The organism is Gardnerella sp. DNF01199S, assembly GCF_049244155.1.
In the GTDB taxonomy this organism is placed as follows: domain Bacteria; phylum Actinomycetota; class Actinomycetes; order Actinomycetales; family Bifidobacteriaceae; genus Bifidobacterium; species Bifidobacterium piotii.
This window is the reverse complement of the sequence record NZ_CP058380.1, coordinates 1,254,998-1,274,482: the sequence shown is the minus strand read 5'-3', so window position 1 is coordinate 1,274,482 and position 19,485 is coordinate 1,254,998. Positions and strand designations below refer to the sequence as shown.

The 19,485-nt window shown below is 37.5% G+C and carries 16 protein-coding genes and 2 pseudogenes; 14 read left to right on the top strand and 4 right to left on the bottom strand.

Going from position 1 to position 19,485, the window contains the following annotated elements:
• Positions 1-149: 149 nt before the first annotated feature.
• The 14 genes and pseudogenes from HXT45_RS05130 (at position 150) to HXT45_RS05065 (ending at position 13,412) form a co-directional block, all read left to right on the top strand.
• On the top strand, positions 150-560 hold the full coding sequence (locus tag HXT45_RS05130) for an RNA polymerase subunit sigma-70 (RefSeq protein ID WP_421781511.1): 411 nt from the start codon (positions 150-152) through the stop codon (positions 558-560).
• Positions 547-759 carry an SHOCT domain-containing protein gene (locus tag HXT45_RS05125; protein WP_421781509.1) on the top strand — a complete coding sequence of 71 codons (213 nt, stop codon included), beginning with the start codon at positions 547-549 and terminating at the stop codon, positions 757-759. The genes HXT45_RS05130 and HXT45_RS05125 overlap by 14 nt, the downstream gene beginning before the upstream one ends.
• Positions 760-820: 61 nt before the next feature.
• Positions 821-2,416, top strand: a complete 1,596-nt coding sequence (locus HXT45_RS05120) for a recombinase family protein (RefSeq protein WP_421781507.1) — start codon at positions 821-823, stop codon at positions 2,414-2,416.
• Positions 2,386-2,796 (top strand): hypothetical protein, encoded by a 411-nt coding sequence (locus HXT45_RS05115; RefSeq protein ID WP_004111243.1) that lies wholly within the window; start codon positions 2,386-2,388, stop codon positions 2,794-2,796. Before HXT45_RS05120 ends, HXT45_RS05115 begins: the two co-directional genes overlap by 31 nt.
• Before the next feature lies 1 nt (position 2,797).
• Positions 2,798-4,375, top strand: coding sequence for a recombinase family protein (locus tag HXT45_RS05110; protein WP_421781505.1), 1,578 nt, complete (start codon positions 2,798-2,800; stop codon positions 4,373-4,375).
• A gap of 646 nt (positions 4,376-5,021) precedes the next feature.
• Positions 5,022-5,492 (top strand): GNAT family N-acetyltransferase, encoded by a 471-nt coding sequence (locus HXT45_RS05105; protein ID WP_004111719.1) that lies wholly within the window; start codon positions 5,022-5,024, stop codon positions 5,490-5,492.
• Positions 5,493-5,687: 195 nt separating this feature from the next.
• Positions 5,688-6,305 carry an SAP domain-containing protein gene (locus HXT45_RS05100; RefSeq protein WP_004574894.1) on the top strand — a complete coding sequence of 206 codons (618 nt, stop codon included), beginning with the start codon at positions 5,688-5,690 and terminating at the stop codon, positions 6,303-6,305.
• A 178-nt stretch (positions 6,306-6,483) separates the two neighbouring features.
• Positions 6,484-6,990: pseudogene (locus tag HXT45_RS05095) on the top strand (conjugal transfer protein); the annotation flags it as partial.
• Between the two features lie 250 nt (positions 6,991-7,240).
• A complete protein-coding gene (locus tag HXT45_RS05090) occupies positions 7,241-7,342 on the top strand; it encodes a tetracycline resistance determinant leader peptide (protein WP_207719977.1) in 102 nt (33 codons plus the stop codon).
• A gap of 15 nt (positions 7,343-7,357) precedes the next feature.
• Positions 7,358-9,277, top strand: a complete 1,920-nt coding sequence (tet(M), locus tag HXT45_RS05085) for a tetracycline resistance ribosomal protection protein Tet(M) (protein ID WP_002843300.1) — start codon at positions 7,358-7,360, stop codon at positions 9,275-9,277.
• Between the two features lie 597 nt (positions 9,278-9,874).
• On the top strand, positions 9,875-10,831 hold the full coding sequence (locus tag HXT45_RS05080) for a recombinase family protein (RefSeq protein ID WP_421781503.1): 957 nt from the start codon (positions 9,875-9,877) through the stop codon (positions 10,829-10,831).
• Between the two features lie 26 nt (positions 10,832-10,857).
• Positions 10,858-11,451, top strand: a complete 594-nt coding sequence (locus HXT45_RS05075) for a DUF4097 family beta strand repeat-containing protein (RefSeq protein WP_004114736.1) — start codon at positions 10,858-10,860, stop codon at positions 11,449-11,451.
• A gap of 91 nt (positions 11,452-11,542) precedes the next feature.
• A complete protein-coding gene (locus HXT45_RS05070) occupies positions 11,543-11,827 on the top strand; it encodes a hypothetical protein (protein WP_004114737.1) in 285 nt (94 codons plus the stop codon).
• Positions 11,828-11,934: 107 nt separating this feature from the next.
• Positions 11,935-13,412 (top strand): annotated as a pseudogene (locus tag HXT45_RS05065) (Lsa family ABC-F type ribosomal protection protein).
• A gap of 426 nt (positions 13,413-13,838) precedes the next feature.
• Here HXT45_RS05065 and HXT45_RS05060 read toward each other — a convergent pair.
• The 4 genes from HXT45_RS05060 to HXT45_RS05045 form a co-directional block, all read right to left on the bottom strand.
• Complete coding sequence (locus tag HXT45_RS05060; protein WP_250309538.1) at positions 13,839-15,491, bottom strand: recombinase family protein; 1,653 nt, start codon at positions 15,489-15,491, stop codon at positions 13,839-13,841.
• 71 nt (positions 15,492-15,562) lie between these two features.
• On the bottom strand, positions 15,563-15,730 hold the full coding sequence (locus HXT45_RS05055) for a hypothetical protein (protein WP_421781501.1): 168 nt from the start codon (positions 15,728-15,730) through the stop codon (positions 15,563-15,565).
• Positions 15,731-15,748: 18 nt separating this feature from the next.
• The gene (locus tag HXT45_RS05050; protein ID WP_421781500.1) at positions 15,749-16,696 is read right to left on the bottom strand and encodes a phage major capsid protein; all 948 of its coding nucleotides are present in this window, start codon (positions 16,694-16,696) and stop codon (positions 15,749-15,751) included.
• A gap of 419 nt (positions 16,697-17,115) precedes the next feature.
• Positions 17,116-19,440, bottom strand: coding sequence for a phage/plasmid primase, P4 family (locus HXT45_RS05045; protein ID WP_421781498.1), 2,325 nt, complete (start codon positions 19,438-19,440; stop codon positions 17,116-17,118).
• Positions 19,441-19,485 lie beyond the last annotated feature (45 nt).

Here is a 19,485-nt window from a genome sequence, read left to right as displayed (position 1 = left end):
AACAGTTTGAAACATGTAAAGCCCGAGGCTTGTTCCTACATTGGAGCAATCCTCGGGCTTTTTTTTTATTTTTTAAGGTTAAATTATCAAGTCAAGAGGTTAAAAAACACTGTTTTTTCTTTGCCTGTGATGTAAGGAGGCACAGGCAAATGAATATGGAAGAAAAACAGCAAGTCAAATTACTAAGAGATGAAGGTCTTAGCTATACGCAGATTGCAAACCGTATGGATGTTTCCGTTAATACGATTAAAAGCTACTGCAAACGTAATAGTCTAGGCGTAATCCAGTCTATGAAAATACAGACGGCATTATGTGAATCTTGTTCAAAACCAATCAAGCAAAACAAAGGAAGAAAAGTTAAACGTTTCTGCTCTGACGCGTGTAGAAGCGCATGGTGGAGTAAGCATACACAGTTGGTAAAAAGACAGGCAAACTATGAGTGTGCTTGTCTTAACTGCAAAAATTCTTTTATCTCTTACGGTAATAAAACCAGAAAATACTGCTGCCACGCCTGCTATATAGAACATCGTTTTGAAGGTGGACGTCATGCAAATCAGTAAGGATGTTCACGGGCTAAAGGATGTTAAAGCTAGAGCTTGGACAAAAGAGAGTATGCAGGCGGATTTTCGTTTTGAAATAGCCGAAAAACTTACCGCTTCACTCTTTAAAAAAGGGCTTATCAGCGAGCAAGAAAAAGAAAAAATAAGCCGTCTTAACAGGGAAAAATTTCACCCGTTTTACAAGGAATTATTGGGCTAAAAGCTTGATAAACACTGCTTTTAGAGTGATGAATAGTATTAGCTGAAAGTTAGGGGAAATAGTGAAAGAAATAATAAAAATAGACTCTACAATACGAAAAACCGGTTTTGAGAAAAAGACGCGGGTTGCAGCGTATGCGAGAGTTTCTAGTGATAGTGATGAGCAGCTTCTCAGTCTAGAAGTGCAAAAGGAGCATTACGAAAACTATATTAAGTCTAATCCCTGCTGGGAGTATGCGGGACTTTACTTTGACGAGGGTATTAGCGGCACGAAAATCGATAAGCGTGAAAGTCTTAAACAACTGCTTAAAGACTGTCAGAGCGGTCAAATAGACAGGATTATTACAAAGTCTATTAGTAGGCTTGCAAGAAACACGGTTGACTGTCTTGAAATAGTTAGAAAACTTACCGGTCTCGGTATTTATTTGTATTTTGAGAAAGAAAACATTGATACCGAGCATATGAGTTCGGAGCTTATGCTTTCTATCCTGAGTTCTATTGCGCAAAGCGAGTCAAGATCCATCTCGGAAAACAACATGTGGTCAATCCAAAAAAGGTTCGAAAACGGAAGCTTCGTCATTCCCTGCCCTGCGTATGGGTATAAAAACGAGAATAAGAAAATGATTATAGTTCCAGAGCAAGCCAAGGTAGTAAAAGAAATTTTCAACATGGCTCTTTCCGGCATGGGCGGAAAAGCAATAGCACGAGTATTGACCGATAAAAAGATTCCAACTAAAAAGGGCGGAAACTGGACTTCAACTACTGTGAACGCTGTTCTGACTAATAAAACATACACAGGGGATGTAATTTTTCAAAAGACATTTACGGATGATAGTTTTAACCGCCATAAAAACTGTGGCGAGAAAAAACAGTATGTTATTGAAAACCATCACGAGGCTATCATCAGTCATGAAACTTTTAATCTTGTAAAAGAGATTATCGCGTGGAGAAGAAGTGAAAATAACATAGTATGTGGTAGTGGTAAGTACAATAAGCTTTATGCGTTTTCAGGTAAAATTCGTTGTGGTGAGTGTGGAAGCAAGTGTAAAAGACGAATAATTTATCAACATAATAAGGCGTATGGCATATGGGTTTGTATAACGCATCTTGAAGATATTCATGCTTGTTCACAAAAGTCTGTTATGGAAAGTTATCTTAAAATTTCTTTCCTGCAAATGTTAAACAAGTTAAAAGCAGGATACGTTCAAATATTAACGCCTTTCATAAAAAGCTTAAGAAACGTGAATAATAAAGACGGTTTGAACAAAGTTATCGAACTCGAAGAAAAAAAGCTTAAGCTGCAAGAACAAGAGCAAGTACTCAGTAAGCTTTTCGCCGGTGGATACATTGAGATGGATTCCTACTATCTAGAAAGCAATCAGCTTAAAACGGAAATAGATACTTGTCTTAAGGAAAAACTTAAGCTTTCCAACAGTTTAAACGGTAACTTAACGCACTTAAACGAGGCACAAAAACTTCAACGGTTCGTAAGCGTCACAGAAGTATTTAGCGAGTTTAAGGATGAGGATTTTCTGGATTTTGTAGACGGCATAGTAGTAAAAAGCAGAACAAGATTTCTTTTTATTTTGAAATGCGGATTGGAATTAGAAGAAGAGGTGAAAGAAACATGGCACGCATCCCATATGGTTACCGAATAGTAGACGGTAAAGCGGTTATAGATGAAGTAAAAGCTCAAGAAGTAAGAGAGTTTTTTCGTTTCTATCTTGAATTTAAAAATATTTCTCAAGCTGCTAAAAAATCAGGTATAAAAAGGGATTGGCCAGTCACGGGCAAAATTCTTAGCAAGAAATTGTATTTAGGAACAGAGTTTTATCCTCAGATTATCGATGAGGATATGTTTAGACAAGTGCAACAAATAAGGCATGAGAATGCTATCAGGAATCATCGTTATAAAGAGCCTAAGCCAATAAAGGAAATTCGGCTTATTACAAGCTACCAGTTAGAAAAGGTAGAAAAGAAATACGATGATCCTTATCGGCAAGCAGCATACGCGTACAGTCAAATCAAGGAGGTGTAAAATGAATGCCAACGTTACAATTATTCCACCAAGAAAAATAGCGGGGAATACGGTAGATAAGCATAAAGATAAGCCGAAGTTAAGAGTAGTAGCATATTGTCGTGTCAGTACTGACAGTGAAGAACAGGCAACAAGTTATGACACGCAAGTTCAGCATTATACGGATTATATTTCAAGAAATCCTCTCTGGGAGTTTGCCGGTATCTACGCTGATGACGGTATTTCAGGAACCAGCACGAAAAAACGCGTCGGTTTCAACGACATGATCCACGATTGCATGAGCGGCAAAGTAGACATGGTTATCACTAAGTCGATTAGCCGTTTTGCGAGAAACACTATCGACTGTTTAAAGTTTGTTAGACAGTTGAAAGACAAAAACATTCCGATCATTTTTGAAAAAGAAAACATCAACACCATGGAAGCAAGCGGAGAACTATTGCTTACTATCATGGCTTCTTTAGCTCAACAGGAATCCGCGTCGCTTTCTCAGAATGTGAAGCTTGGACTTAAGTTTCGCTACCAGGAAGGCAAAGTGCAAATCAACCATAACTGGTTTTTAGGATACACAAAAGACGATGAGGGGAATCTTGTAATTCTTGAACAGGAAGCAAAAGTTGTAAGAAGAATTTATAGAGAATATTTAGAAGGAGCAAGTCTTAGAGATATAGCGGAGGGTCTTGAAAAAGACGGTATTAAAAACGGTGCCGGGCATTTAAAATGGAATTTATCTAATATTAAAGGCATCTTGCAAAACGAAAAATATATTGGTGATGCACTTTTACAAAAAACCATCACGACAGATTTTATCAACCATGTTCGTATAAAAAATGATGGAACAGAACCACAGTATTATGTAAAAGATAGTCACACGCCTATTATTCCAAGAGATATTTTCTTTAAAGTTCAAGAAGAAATGGTAAGACGAGCCAACATGTTTAGCGGTGAGGAGAACAAAAAAAGGAGAGTTTATTCCAGTAAGTACGCTCTATCCAGCCTGTGTGTTTGTTCTAAATGCGGGGATGTTTACAGAAGAATTGCTTGGAACAACCGAGGAGTGCATTCTGTTGTCTGGCGTTGTTGCACCAGAGTGGAAAATGGTCCTAGTGCTTGTGATGCTCCGACAGTACAAGAGGAAGAACTGCAGTCTGCCATAGTGAAAGCCATAAACAAGGTGTTTAGTATACCGGATGAAGTATTGGATACGTTGAATAACAATATTAGAGAAATTATCGCGGGCAATAATTTAAGTGAGCTTGAAACGGTTGATAAAAAAATTGCAGACAAACAAGCGATACTGCTAACCTTGCTTAAAGCTAAAAAAGACTACACGAAAACTGCCAACGAGATTGATGAACTGAAGGGTAAGAAACAGCAGCTTCTTATAGAAAAAGCAGGTCAAGAAGATGCTAAAAGACGAATCAGAGAAATGGAAGATTTTCTGAAAAGTGAGCGTCACGATATTAGTGAATATGACGAGAAGCTAGTAAGAAAGTACATCAAGAAAATAAAAGTTTACGAGGACAGGTTCAGCGTAACTTTTAAATCAGAGATTAGTGTGGATGTTCAAAGGGCATCGTAAAAGCCAAAAGAATGTGAGCATTTGAAATGTTACAAAACTCAGCCTAGGGGGAATCATCTCTAGGCTGTTTTTTTGTTTTTATGCTAAAATCAAGCTATTAAGCCAATCTTAAACCTTTTAACGATAGCTTTTCCTATCGTTAAAAAGTGCACCCAATATCCATTCTGTGCACTCAAAAAGTGTAGCTATACTACCCGTTCTCTCAATCCACGTCGAGAGTGTTGTATTGATGTCAAAGGCTGATTAGGTGGGTGCAAGTTTGCCCTTGTGTAGCAGGGGTTAGCGAGGGCTATCGTTAAAAGGTTTAATGCGAAGCGGCTTTAAGCTGGGTTCTCGCGGTTTTTGAGCGTGATTTTGCTGTATGAGGGAACATGTCGACGCTTTAGGGTCGAGTGCACAGGATGTTAACGTTAAAAAGTGCACCCACTTTGCACCCAGCTGGTGAAGTGGGGAATGTCAATCAACGTTGAAGCTCTAACCCTGCTATCGCGCGATTAGCAAAGCTAATCGATGCGAAGCAGAGGTAGGTCTCATGTCAAGAATCTCCAAGAGAAGCGACCGAATAGGAAGCTTCGATTGGAAAGATTCGACGGCGGAGGCTCTAGTATTGATGACAAGAATAAATTAGAGTTTGTGGAGGACTGGATTGAATATAAAAGTAAAAGAAATTGAGAATAAACTAGAAAAGGAATCTGTATCGAGAGAAGTATTGTATGATCTTCAAGAATGGTTTGGAATGCCAGAAAGTACAGAAGAATATATTCAAGATTCACAGGAAAAGCCTTTTCTTGCTTGTTATATTAATGATAAACTTGTTGGGTTTATTGTGTTAAACGCAACCAGCAAGGATTGTGCAGAGATTTTTGTGATGGGTATAAAAAAGAAATTCCATAGAATGGGAGTTGGCTCGGTACTTAACAAAGCATACGAAGCTATGGCAAGGAAGATGGGTTACACATACTCACAGGTAAAAACTGTTCAGATGGGACACTACAAAGAATATGATATTACAAATCATTTTTATATCGCGATGGGATATAAAGAATTGGAATGTTTTCCAACTTTATGGGATGAGTGGAATCCGTGTCAAATATATATTAAATATCTAGGAGTGTGAGAACTCTAAGTTTATTTGCTTGAAACCTTTTAACGATAGGCAGAGATAATTGTTAAAAGGTTCATGGATATGTTTCTGCATACGAACATGTCGATAAGACATACCTAGTGTTTACTCGTTTAATGTGAAAGCTGCGGCGGAGGCTCTAGTATTGATGACAAACGAATAGAAAAAAAGAGAATTGAGGGAAAGTGTATGTTAGAAAGTAGACCTGAATTTAAAGATATAAAATCATTTGAAGAATTCAACAAATATTATTGGTATCGAGAGGAGTTATCAAAAGTTTGTAAGTCTCTTGGATTAGAATATAGAGGAACAAAAAAGGAACTGAATTATATTATAGAAGAATATTTTAAGGGAAATAAAATAAAAAAATCTTCAAGGAATAAAAATAAAAAGATAACTGATAATATAACATTAAATACTCCATTACTAGAATGTGGATTTTCATTCAATCAAAAATTTAGAGACTATTTTTCAGAGCAAACTGGAATTAAGCCATTTAAATTTAATGCGAATATGGCAGAAGCTTGGCGAAAAGTAAAAAGAAAGAACGACAAAAATTTTACAATTAAAAATATGCTTGATGTATATAATGGAGACTCTGATTACGCAAAATATGATAATACTACTAACCAATGGAACCAGTTTGTAAAAGATTTTAACTTAGATGAACGTAGTGATAAATTTTCTAATAAGATGAAAGTTGCTGCAATTCTTTGGAACGAAGTGAGAGAATCTAACCAAAGTAAAGTATATTCAAAAGAGCTTTTAAGCAAATATGCAGATAAAATAAAAGGATATTGTAAATGAGTAAATTCTACATTATATAATGTGCATTATATATCAAAAATATAAAACTAGATATGTTTCCAAATACGTACTAGTATAAAAAACCTATGATATGTTTACCAATACGAGGAAAACATTAAAAAAAGTCAATGATATGTTCGCGAAAACGAAAAAATGAACTTTTTATCCATAGTGTTGACTCCAGGCAACTGGCGACAATGAGTTTAATGTAACCTACAGTGTAGACCAGCTCATTACAGAGGGAGAAAATACAAAGACCGTCCACTCTGCTTATATAGTGAGTGTCTATGTAGATGGTTCTGGAAATATGGTACTGGTTAAGAATCCGACCATTACCAACATACCTAAGAAATCAAGTTATAAACCAAAAGCCATTGAAAGTGAGGGGACGGTTGATTCCATTACAACCAATGAAATCAATGAGTTTTTAACGACGTTCTTCAAGCTCTATCCTACAGCGACAGCCAGTGAACTTTCCTACTATGTGAATGACGGGATATTAAAACCAATCGGAAAAGAGTACATCTTTCAAGAACTGGTAAATCCTATTCACAATCGTAAGGATAATCAAGTCACGGTATCGCTGACAGTGGAGTATATCGACCAGCAGACCAAAGCAACGCAGGTATCTCAATTTGATTTGGTACTTGAAAAGAACGGGAGTAATTGGAAGATTATAGAATAACAAATATTGGTACATTATTACAGCTATTTTGTAATCACGTACTCTCTTTGATAAAAAATTGGAGATTCCTTTACAAATATGCTCTTACGTGCTATTATTTAAGTATCTATTTAAAAGGAGTTAATAAATATGCGGCAAGGTATTCTTAAATAAACTGTCAATTTGATAGTGGGAACAAATAATTGGATGTCCTTTTTTAGGAGGGCTTAGTTTTTTGTGCCCAGCTTAAGAATACTTTTATCATGTGATTATGAAGTATACAGAAAATATCTGTATGCTTATGATTGTGCATTTATTTCCCAGTGATAAGAGTATCTGTCACTGGGATTTTTTATGCCTTTTTGGCTTTTGAATGGAGGAAAATCACATGAAAATTATTAATATTGGAGTTTTAGCTCATGTTGATGCAGGAAAAACTACCTTAACAGAAAGCTTATTATATAACAGTGGAGCGATTACAGAATTAGGAAGCGTGGACAAAGGTACAACGAGGACGGATAATACGCTTTTAGAACGTCAGAGAGGAATTACAATTCAGACAGGAATAACCTCTTTTCAGTGGGAAAATACGAAGGTGAACATCATAGACACGCCAGGACATATGGATTTCTTAGCAGAAGTATATCGTTCATTATCAGTTTTAGATGGGGCAATTCTACTGATTTCTGCAAAAGATGGCGTACAAGCACAAACTCGTATATTATTTCATGCACTTAGGAAAATGGGGATTCCCACAATCTTTTTTATCAATAAGATTGACCAAAATGGAATTGATTTATCAACGGTTTATCAGGATATTAAAGAGAAACTTTCTGCCGAAATTGTAATCAAACAGAAGGTAGAACTGTATCCTAATATGTGTGTGACGAACTTTACCGAATCTGAACAATGGGATACGGTAATAGAGGGAAACGATGACCTTTTAGAGAAATATATGTCCGGTAAATCATTAGAAGCATTGGAACTCGAACAAGAGGAAAGCATAAGATTTCAGAATTGTTCCCTGTTCCCTGTTTATCACGGAAGTGCAAAAAACAATATAGGGATTGATAACCTTATAGAAGTGATTACGAATAAATTTTATTCATCAACACATCGAGGTCAGTCTGAACTTTGCGGAAAAGTTTTCAAAATTGAGTATTCGGAAAAAAGACAGCGTCTTGCATATATACGTCTTTATAGTGGCGTACTGCATTTGCGAGATTCGGTTAGAATATCGGAAAAGGAAAAAATAAAAATTACAGAAATGTATACTTCAATAAATGGTGAATTATGTAAGATTGATAAGGCTTATTCTGGAGAAATTGTTATTTTGCAAAATGAGTTTTTGAAGTTAAATAGTGTTCTTGGAGATACAAAACTATTGCCACAGAGAAAAAAGATTGAAAATCCGCACCCTCTACTACAAACAACTGTTGAACCGAGTAAACCTGAACAGAGAGAAATGTTGCTTGATGCCCTTTTGGAAATCTCAGATAGTGATCCGCTTCTACGATATTACGTGGATTCTACGACACATGAAATTATACTTTCTTTCTTAGGGAAAGTACAAATGGAAGTGATTAGTGCACTGTTGCAAGAAAAGTATCATGTGGAGATAGAACTAAAAGAGCCTACAGTCATTTATATGGAGAGACCGTTAAAAAATGCAGAATATACCATTCACATCGAAGTGCCGCCAAATCCTTTCTGGGCTTCCATTGGTTTATCTGTATCACCGCTTCCGTTGGGAAGTGGAATGCAGTATGAGAGCTCGGTTTCTCTTGGATACTTAAATCAATCATTTCAAAATGCAGTTATGGAAGGGATACGCTATGGTTGCGAACAAGGATTATATGGTTGGAATGTGACGGACTGTAAAATCTGTTTTAAGTATGGCTTATACTATAGCCCTGTTAGTACCCCAGCAGATTTTCGGATGCTTGCTCCTATTGTATTGGAACAAGTCTTAAAAAAAGCTGGAACAGAATTGTTAGAGCCATATCTTAGTTTTAAAATTTATGCGCCACAGGAATATCTTTCACGAGCATACAACGATGCTCCTAAATATTGTGCGAACATCGTAGACACTCAATTGAAAAATAATGAGGTCATTCTTAGTGGAGAAATCCCTGCTCGGTGTATTCAAGAATATCGTAGTGATTTAACTTTCTTTACAAATGGACGTAGTGTTTGTTTAACAGAGTTAAAAGGGTACCATGTTACTACCGGTGAACCTGTTTGCCAGCCCCGTCGTCCAAATAGTCGGATAGATAAAGTACGATATATGTTCAATAAAATAACTTAGTGTATTTTATGTTGTTATATAAATATGGTTTCTTGTTAAATAAGATGAAATATTTTTTAATAAAAAATCAAGCTATTAAGCCAATCTTAAACCTTTTAACGATAGCTTTTTCTATCGTTAAAAAGTGCACCCAATATCCATAGTGTGCACTCAAAAAAGTGTAGCTATACTAGGAGTTCTCTCAATCCACGTCGAGACTGTCGTATTGATGTCACGGGCTTAATAGGTGGGTGCATTGAAGGCTTTGTGTAGCAAGGCTTAGCGAGGGCTATCGTTAAAAGGTTTAATGCGAAGCAGCTTTAAGCTGTGTTCTCGAGATTTTTGAGTGCGATTTTGCTGTATGAGGGAACATGTCTACGCTCTGGGGTCGAGTGCACAGGATGTTAACGTACTTCGCTTGCGTTGAAAGCACACTGTGCTTTCAACTTTGAGCAAGCTCAGCGAATCGAAGTGCATTCGCAAATTATGTTTTAATCGCTCATGCAAGTCGATTCGCCACTTTGCACCCAGCTGGTGAAGTGGGAAAATAAGGTTTAGGCTAATTATCATGGAGAAGAAATCTAAGTTTCGTTAGTCTAATAATAAGGAGAGATGGCTATGGATAAGATAGATGAGCTAAATAAAGATGTGATAGTCATCCATCCTCAGCGTGTAATTAAGGATTATGCAGTTGGGGTTTATGCTCGTGTGAGCACAAATCGTAAAGAACAGTTGGATAGTCTTGCTGTTCAGGTGTCTGGTCTTACTCGTCTTGCTGCTGCTCACATGACTTGGTTTGTTGCAGATATTTTTCTTGATGTTGCTTCAGCTAAGGTTGGATCTTCAAGAAACGAGTTTAATCGAATGATTGAAGAATGCGAGAAAGGTAATCTTGATATTATTCTTACTAAAAGTGTGAGCCGTTTTGGTCGTGATACGAAAGAAGGCTTAGAGGCTATTAGAAAGATTCGATCATGTGGCACGAGAATTATTTTTGAGACAGATAAAATTGATACGGAAACTGTCGATGATGAACTTTTAATCAGTGTGGTTCAAGCTTGTAGTCAAGCAGAGAATGATTGGCGTAGTGAGAATATTGTTTGGGGATTAAGACGTAGAGCAGAAGATGGCACATCAGGTCTTTATAGCAGAGTTTGTTATGGTTATAAAAAAGATAAACATGGAATGCTTATTATTGATGAAGACCAAGCGCAAGTGGTAAGAGATATTTTTGACTGGTATTTAAAAGGATTAAGTATCGGCGGTATTATTAAAAGGTTAAAAAGTAAAGGTGTTAAGTCTCCAAAGGGAAAAGACGTTTGGAGTAAACGGGATGTTGAGAGCACTTTGACTAGGCGTAAATATACAGGCGATGTGGCGATTGCTGTTCCGGGAAATGCGGATTGTCAGTATTTGAATACAGATCATCATGCAGGCATTATTTCTAAAGAGAAGTTTGAAGCGGTTGAGCTTGAGATGGCGGCTCGGAGTAATTTGGAAGTTGGAGAGGACGGAACGGTCAAACGCAAGTCTAAGAAATATAGCTCAAAAGGTAAAATGAAACCTGATTATTAGTATGTGCACGAGGAGGTGCTTAAGGAATGGATAATAAGAAGTTTATCGCAGAGACGAAAGATGTTCGTTTAACGGTGAAACGTGCTGATACCTTTGGTGTGAGCTTTGTTAACTGTGAACAAGATATATTGAGGGTTGAGGAAGCGCAAAATGTTATAAGGCTTATTCAAACTAAAAAAGTCTCAGCTTCGAATTGGCTGAGGTGGTTTACTCAGGGTATGCCTGAAATTGTTGTGAGTTTGCCACATGATGTGGAAGTTTGTGAGGTTGAATCTGATTCTAATCAAGTGCTCATCACGGATATTGAGATTGGTAAGCTTTATGTAGAAGTGAACAATGGCAAGGTAGAAGTTGTTAATTTGAAGGCGGATGATGTCTTTCTTAAATGTTATAATGGGTTGGCTTCAGCAACAAACGTAGAAGTAACTCATGTTTGTACGCTTGATACGTTAAATGGCATGAGTATTTTAGAAGGAACAATCACCAAGGATGCAAGCCTTGAAGTAGATTGTGAGAATGGTGTCACCGAGGTTTCAGATAAGAAGAAGGTAAATTGTAAAAACGATGGATTTGCGCATTACATGGTGCACTGTCTTAATGGGAAAGCTATTGCGAAGTAGCAGACATATAGATCAAAAAAGAAGCAATAAAACTTGATATAAGTTGGAATTAGAGCGTATATAGACATACCGATAAAGGAGGAAGCCGTATATGCTCTATGTAAAATTTGATGATTTCGAAGATGTTAGCGTCATGGGAAATGAGAAAGATCATGGAATGTTTATTCCGATTAAGGATGGGAATGTGTATGCTGAGTGCGAACGGTGCGGTGTAGTTGAAAGGATCACCTCACCATGCGAATTCATTGCTAGCACATTTAGGTCAAGAGTGAACTTCAATGAAGGTTATGAACTTTGCGAGAAGTGCTTGCAAGAGGTTGAGTTTGTTACTGTCGCTTTGAGAACTGGAAAATTACCTAATCGAGAATTGAAATGACTGAAAAGCAAAGCAGTGATAACCGTAGTAATACATGAAAAACTAAACGTTAAAAGGTGCACACACTTTGCACCCGGGCGGTAAATGATAATTTAGGGAGGCGTTTTATGTCAGTAATTAAAATTGAAAACCTCACTTTCTCATATTATGGATATGTAAAACCCATATTTAAAAATGTATCGTTTTCCTTTGATACAAACTGGAAAACGGGATTGATAGGAAGAAATGGAATCGGTAAATCAACTCTATTTAAGTTACTTTTAAATCAAGAAACTTATCAAGGTAAAATAAGCAAGGATGTTGAATTTATTAAATTTCCACCAAATATAAGCGATACTTCAAAATTAGGAATTGAGTTATATAAAGAACTAATATCAGATGATGAAGAATGGAAGTTATTTAGAGAACTCAGTTTGCTAAATGTAGATGAGAACCTTGTTTACAGAGAGTTTGAAACGCTTTCTAAAGGGGAACAAACAAAAATCCTTTTAGCTATTTTGTTTACAAGAGAAGATGGCTTTTTACTTATTGATGAACCAACAAACCATTTAGATATGGACGGAAGAAAAATTGTAAGTGAATATCTGAAAAGTAAAAAAGGATTTTTGCTTATATCTCATGATAGAGATTTTTTAGATGGTTGTATCAATCATGTTATTTCTATTAACAGGAATTCTATTGATGTCCAATCGGGAAATTTTACATCATGGTATGAAAACAAAGTGATGAAAGACCAATTTGAAATTAGTCAAAATGAGAGATTAAGAAAAGATATTAAACGATTAAAAGAGTCTGCAAGACAAAGTCAAATTTGGTCTGATAAAATTGAAAATACTAAAAATGGTGTAAAAGTATCAGGTGTAAAACCAGACAAAGGACATATAGGTCATCAATCAGCCAAGATGATGAAAAAATCTAAGAATTTGGAGAATAGACAAAACAAGGCAATAGAAGAAAAACAGAGTTTACTAAAAGATATCGAAACAAAGGAAAGTCTATTATTGCATCCATTACATCATCATAAAAATCCTCTAATATCGGTTAGCAATTTATCATCATGCTATGGAGAGAGACAGATCCTAAATAATGTAAGTTTCGAGATAAAGCAAGGCGACATAGTGGCTATATATGGGGGTAATGGTAGCGGAAAATCAACCTTGATTAAAATTTTATTAGGTATAAATCACGAGTATACAGGTGAGATAAAATTAGCAGGTAATTTAAAAATCTCGTATATTCCTCAAGACACGTCTAATTTAACAGGTAGTCTAAATGAATATATTCACAAGCAAGATGTTGATGAAACATTGTGTAAAACAATTTTAAGAAAATTAGATTTTTCAAGAGAATTATTTGAAATGGATATGAAGAATTATAGTGATGGACAAAAAAGAAAGTTTTAATTGCTGTAAGTTTCTCAAAGCCAGCTCATATATTTGTTTGGGACGAACCACTGAATTATATAGATGTAATATCAAGAATCCAGATTGAGGAAATTATAAAAGAAGCAAAGCCTACACTCATATTTGTGGAACACGATAAGCGATTTGTAGAAGATATCGCTAATAAAATAATACAATTTTAAGTAAAATCCAAATCCCAGTTTGTAGTGCCTTAGACTTTTATCATCATACGACATTCCCCTTGTCAGCTTCTTTCCTGCAACGAACGTTAAGGCTCTTTTCTTGATGCATGGTTATCATCAGGGTAGTTTTGATACGTCGAGAGTGTCGTATTGATGTCAAAGGCTTAATAGGTGGATGCATTTTTGCCCTTATGCAGCAGGGTTTAGCGAGGGCTATCGTTAAAAGGTTTAGCGTGTGGCTGCTTTAGGCTGGCTTGGCGTGATTTTTGAGTGTGTTTTGGCCGTTTGAGAGAAGATATCAACGCTCTAGGGTCGAATGTACAGGATGTTAACGTTAAAAAGTGCACCCACTTAGGGGCATTCACTTAGGGATTTAATTCCTAAAAATTATCGGCGTAATCGGTATTACTACCGGCTACGCCGATTTTACTTATGGAGTGGAATATCAACTGCACCTATGTAATTCCACTGTATCCATATGGTTTGTTTCTTGGTTCTTGTACCTGCTACCTTTTCAGATTTTTCAACATAAATCTTATCTACAAAGGTTCGAATGATCTCTGCATTAAGTTCTTGTATATCTGTGTATTGTCGTACTAATTTCAAGAAAGAATCTACGTTGAGACATTCCTCTTGCGCTTTAGAAATAAAGGCTTCAAGGGATTCAATCTTGCTTTTCAGTTCAGCTTGTTCCTTGTCGTAGGACTCAGACATGCTCTTAAATCGTTCATCAGAAATTTTACCGTCTAAGTTGTCTTCATAGAGATGCTGAACAATTGTGTCAAGTTTGCTAATTCTTGCTTTTGCTTGCTCGAGTTCCCTATTAGAGGACTTTAACTTTTGGGTTAGTTCTTTCTCGCTTTTCTTCATCACAAGTCCCACGAACTCTTCTTCGTGCTGTTTGGCGAATGAAGTAATCATTCGTAACTCGTGAAGCAGTATTGCTTCGATCTGAATATTTCTAATTTGATGTGATGAGCATTTGCCTTTTTGCTTACGATATGTAGCACAGACAAAGTATTCTTTATCATGGCTCCAATCTTTTCCTCGAACCTGATAAAGCTTGTTACCACAATCCGCACAAAATAGCATTCCTGATAACACTGGCATTTCTCCAAGATTGGCACGCACTCGTCTACCATCTCTTATACGTTGAACAATATCAAAAGTTTCCTGGTCAATAATTGCTTCGTGTGTGTTTTTGAAAATTAGCCAGTCTTCTTTGGGATTCAATAATGTTTTCTTGCACTTGTACGATTTCTTTCTTGTTTTGAAATTGACCGTATGCCCAAGATATTCTTGCTTTTCAAGCATATTAGAGATAGTTTTTTGATTCCAGACTCCCTTAATCTCTGATTTCGCGGAAGGAATTTTAATACCAAGAGAGAAAAAATGCTCCGATGGTGTTGGAATATTCCTTTTGATTAGCTCATTGGCAATCTGGCTAGGCCCATATCCGTTAACGCAGAGTCTAAAGATTTCACGCACTACACTGGCAGCTTCTTCATCTACAATCCAGTGGTTTTTATCTTCAGGATCTTTAAGATATCCGTAAGGAGGATTGATGCAGAGCGGCTTTCCACTTTGTCCTTTTGCTTTAAATACAGCTTTTATTTTTCTGCTTGTGTCTTTAGCATAGAACTCATTGAAGATGTTGATGAAAGGTGTCATGTCGTTGTCTGACTGATTATTGCTATCTACGCCGTTATTTATTGCAATAAAGCGAATATCAGCGTTAGGGAATACCATCTCTGTATACATACCAACTTGCAGATAATCTCTACCCAAGCGTGACATGTCCTTGACGATAATGGTTCCAATCTTTCCTTCGTCAATGAGAGCAGTTAATTTAAGCCAATCAGGTCGCTGGAAATTAGTACCCGAGTAGCCATCATCTACAAAGAACATAAGATTGTTGAAATGATTATCCTCGGCATACTTTTTCAGCATGCTCTTTTGATTGATAATGGAATTGCTGTCACCTTGTAATTCATCGTCTTTGGATAAACGGCAGTAAAGTGCCGTTATCTTGCCTACATTATCTAGAGTATAAGAAGGCTGTCTATTTAGTTTATTCATCTGTTTTTCCTCCTTTCCGACAGCCTTCAAGCGGTCAGTATATATTCCCGTATAACTCAGAATTTATCAAGTCATTTAGCCTCTATTACATGGTTTAAATTGCTAAAAATAAGGTGTTTGATTAGGTCTTTGACACCTTTCTGAGCACTCTTGCTTTCAAGAGAGTTAACCGTAAATTCAGTATTTCCGATTCTTAACACTTCGGTTTTTACCGGTGTATCCTTAATTTGTTCATCCATGCATTTTGACCTCCTTGTTTAAGAAAGTTGCAATACTTTAATTGCTTCAGGATGTACCAGTTTCCCATCCAAATACTCAAAAGAGAGGTAACCTATCTGGTCTATAAGAGAAAATATTTCGTTTAGAACCTTGATGGTTGAGTTATGGCGTTCGATAATCCAATAGTTGGAAAAATCACCAAAAGCGATAACTTTTGCTCCCTTTTGAGAAGAAGGCATGGCATTGTCAATGACCACAGGTCTGCCCATTAAGTTGCCATCAAAATCAGGTAGGATGTACGATCCGGTAGTGTCCTTTAAGGTTTGAAGATAAAGAGCAGTTTCATCATTCATAAGCCACGTGGCATTTTCTCGATACTTACTATCTAGCGAGAAGAATAAACGTTTGATGGTATCTGCGGAAATCTCTTTTGTTTGCACAGCAACCTCAGCACCTGATGTATCTGATAAAATTCCTGTCGGCTTAGTTATCCCATCGCCATTTATAAAAGCTTCCGACTCACTCAATGTAAATTGCTTTGTCAGTTCGCTTGTGATGAACTCTTCAATATCAAAGTCAAGATCAGCTGTAAAATCCGTACCCAAACGAATAAGGTTAACTAGGGTATAATCCGTTACATCAATACGCTTAAAGCCATCTTTAATAGGCATATGCGTAATGATATTCGCATCATAATCTTTCATCCATTTAGTGAACGGTGTACCTTCATAGATGAACAATTTGCTTGATTGCGAGTGTGCTTTTACCACTGTACACAGTTTTCTAAGATTACTTTTGTTTGCAAGTTTTGCTTCGAGTTTTGCTAGAGAAGAAGTCGGCAAATCATAGGCACCTGTATGAATGTGGCGCAGTTTTCCTGCAATATTGTTCGCATTACCATTTGCGTCGCGCAGTACGTTCCAAAACGTGTTGTGGTAGTCCTGACTTGCTAGTTTCATTTCTTTTTCAATATCTCTGTTAATCATAATTGTTAGTTCCTTTCATTACTGTTTTCTGCAATTACTGCAGTAATTTGCTTGATTTTGCCCATTTACCCTTTTGAATTCGCTGTTTTTGCACGCGAGACCCTGCGCCCGTTCCCGAAGGGGTACTCTTTAGAGATTTGACCCCCCCCTAGGGGGTTAGGTTCAGAAAGTAGTATGCGAATAAATTTCCAACAGCACAGTATCTAGGCAGGTTTTCTTTCTTCAATGTTGTCAAAAAGCTGAAATCATTTCAGTATTTTGATTTGCGCATGATAGTATTTCTTCTTCATGTTCAACACAGGTTTGCGATACGAATTACGCAATCATAGGCACCACCTCCTTAAACGTGGCATGATGTGGCAGTTAAATTTCGTTATTGCCTTATAGGGTTATATGGGGATATAGGTTATTAACTGCCACTAGTTGCCACTTAAAAAATCGCTAAACTCACTTTTAAGCCTGTAGCCTTTAAGAAGCGTGGTTTTTTCTCCGCCTGTATTGGGACGCTTTCTTACGACCTCGGCAAATTTTCTTAATTCCTGATTGAAGTTTCTGCTGTTCTCAGAGAAACAGCCGTTATCAATGCACCACTTCTTGTAGTGGTCGTATACAACTGCCGTTCGAATCTCAGAGCTTTGGTCTTTAACGAGTACATCTTCAGCAAACTGCGCCATTTTGTCACTGTCGTGGGCATAACTAAAAATGGCATCGAGGACGCTCTTAGGTGGCTTAAAGCCTTCATCTCGGAGGCTGGTAAAGCCTTCAAGAAGCCAGTTTAAAATGGCACTTTGCACCTCTTTTTTAGAGAACTCCGCCTTTAAGGTTTTATCCTGTTCCCACGCTTCAAAATGCCTGTTAAAGGGAATAATCTGCATGCGGTCGCTACTAAACACTGTCATATCGCTGATGATGGGAAGATAATTGGTGTTCACATACAGTTTGAACTGTGGTTTAAAGTCAAAGCTGTTCTCATGCAGGAATCGAGCGTTTAAGGTATCGCTTCCTGTCATGTATTTAACTTGGGCTGAATTAAGGAATAGTCCTCGGCTCGGCTCAGATATATTGGCAAAGCGAACACCGGCAAGGCGTGCTACATCCTCTGTCGGCTGTGAGCTGTTGGGGTTCTTCTTTAGAGCAATGGTTTCCGCGCGTACCGCTTTTCCGTAATCGCCCATCACAGACAGAACGCTTTCCATGAGTGTGCCTTTACCGTTTCTTGTGCTTTCTCCAAAAAGAAAGAACATGCACTCATAGCGTGTATCACCGCTTAACGCATAGCCTAATGACTTTTGAAGATACAAGGTTTTCTCGCAATCTCCGCTCATAATTTCATCAACGAACCGGCTAAAACGCTCACTTCTTGCCTTCGGGTCATAAAACACAGGTGATACTTTGGTAATAAGATCTGTTGCTAAGTGCTTGCGAAATACACCGTGCTGAAGGTCTAAAGTTCCGTTTTGGCAGTTAAATAGATAAATGTTCTTATCGAACGCTTCCATCGAAATGGGGTATACGCTTTGGGCTTCCTTAATATAAATCTCACGGTTACGACGGCTGCTCCATTTGTTCCAATATTCAACAAGCATGGAGCGGGTTCTCTCGTCTTTAATGGCACCGGCATAACGTATAAGAGAAAGAGCTAAATCCTTGCATAGTTCCATCGTTTTAAGAGTTCCAATATCGCAAGTCCAACGTACACCATCGAAGATGAACCACATCTTGCGTTCCGGTACATAGTGCAGAATGTTTTGGAAGATATCAGCAAACAATCTGCCATTACCTAAATCTCCGTTGCGATATCGGATATTTTCATCAGGCTTTAGTTGCTGTAATTTAGATAAGAGATCATCAAAGTCTTCCTCAGCACTTGCATTATGGAAAGGCTCATAGAAGGTATGACATTTAGAAACAGCTTTCTGAATGGTTGTGTTGCCATAAGTATCCGCGCCACGGTGTTCATCCCACTTAGGACGGAATAAAGCAGACTTACGAAAAAGTCGGTCTATTTGCTCCTTGTTACCGCCACAGTAAAAGGCAAGAATAGACACAAGCGCGGCATCTGCTTCGCTATGAGAAGGGTAAGCCGAAATGTCACCATGCCAAAGTGCTGTAAATTTAGCTCCATTTATGGCGTTGCCAGCTTTTTCAATAACAGATGTATCGCTTAAATATGACCTTGTACACGCGTTATTTTCTTTTTCATGAGTGTTTATGTTTCGCTTCATGTACGTGTCTAAAAGCCACATGATGGCTTCATCGTCTTCTAAAAGCTCGCCTTCCTGATACACGTCGCCCGTAACTGTTAGATAGCGATTCGTAGCTAGAGCGCTGTAAACCTCAATATCCCCATGCTTGATGTAATAAGACTTTTTATCGTATGCGCCGTTAAACAGAAGCAAGATATGAAAGCCATGCTTACTTGGGCTGTATTCGATATAAGCGTGCTTGAAATGGGCAATAATCTCTTTTGCCCAGTCTTTAATGATGCCATTATCGATGCAGTGGTCTAAATCGATGCCTAAGAGGTTATCAACAAGCTTTATACCAATTCCGTCGTATTGGTCTTTTACTTTCATGGCAGCATCAAGCGAGGTGAAATCGCTTAAGTTGTCTGTAGCTGCTTTCTTTCCCGTTATGGGGTTATAAGGCGGCTTAGTGAGCCTACCGTTTTCTTGCTGCTCGTACTTCCATGAACAAAAGATATTCTTGTTCTTTAGTGCTTTTGGCAGTTTCTCTAGATCCATATTTGATCCTCCTTTTCTAGAAGGCTTATCCCTTCTACATCACAG

Coding starts and splice junctions, on each gene's coding strand:
- HXT45_RS05090 (WP_207719977.1), top strand. CDS start 7,241: ATGAAGTATACAGAAAATATCTGTATGCTTATGATTGTGCATTTATTT.
- HXT45_RS05075 (WP_004114736.1), top strand. CDS start 10,858: ATGGATAATAAGAAGTTTATCGCAGAGACGAAAGATGTTCGTTTAACG.
- HXT45_RS05060 (WP_250309538.1), bottom strand. CDS start 15,491: ATGAATAAACTAAATAGACAGCCTTCTTATACTCTAGATAATGTAGGC.
- HXT45_RS05125 (WP_421781509.1), top strand. CDS start 547: ATGCAAATCAGTAAGGATGTTCACGGGCTAAAGGATGTTAAAGCTAGA.
- HXT45_RS05115 (WP_004111243.1), top strand. CDS start 2,386: ATGGCACGCATCCCATATGGTTACCGAATAGTAGACGGTAAAGCGGTT.
- HXT45_RS05100 (WP_004574894.1), top strand. CDS start 5,688: ATGTTAGAAAGTAGACCTGAATTTAAAGATATAAAATCATTTGAAGAA.
- HXT45_RS05110 (WP_421781505.1), top strand. CDS start 2,798: ATGAATGCCAACGTTACAATTATTCCACCAAGAAAAATAGCGGGGAAT.
- HXT45_RS05055 (WP_421781501.1), bottom strand. CDS start 15,730: ATGGATGAACAAATTAAGGATACACCGGTAAAAACCGAAGTGTTAAGA.
- HXT45_RS05050 (WP_421781500.1), bottom strand. CDS start 16,696: ATGATTAACAGAGATATTGAAAAAGAAATGAAACTAGCAAGTCAGGAC.
- HXT45_RS05130 (WP_421781511.1), top strand. CDS start 150: ATGAATATGGAAGAAAAACAGCAAGTCAAATTACTAAGAGATGAAGGT.
- HXT45_RS05070 (WP_004114737.1), top strand. CDS start 11,543: ATGCTCTATGTAAAATTTGATGATTTCGAAGATGTTAGCGTCATGGGA.
- HXT45_RS05080 (WP_421781503.1), top strand. CDS start 9,875: ATGGATAAGATAGATGAGCTAAATAAAGATGTGATAGTCATCCATCCT.
- HXT45_RS05045 (WP_421781498.1), bottom strand. CDS start 19,440: ATGGATCTAGAGAAACTGCCAAAAGCACTAAAGAACAAGAATATCTTT.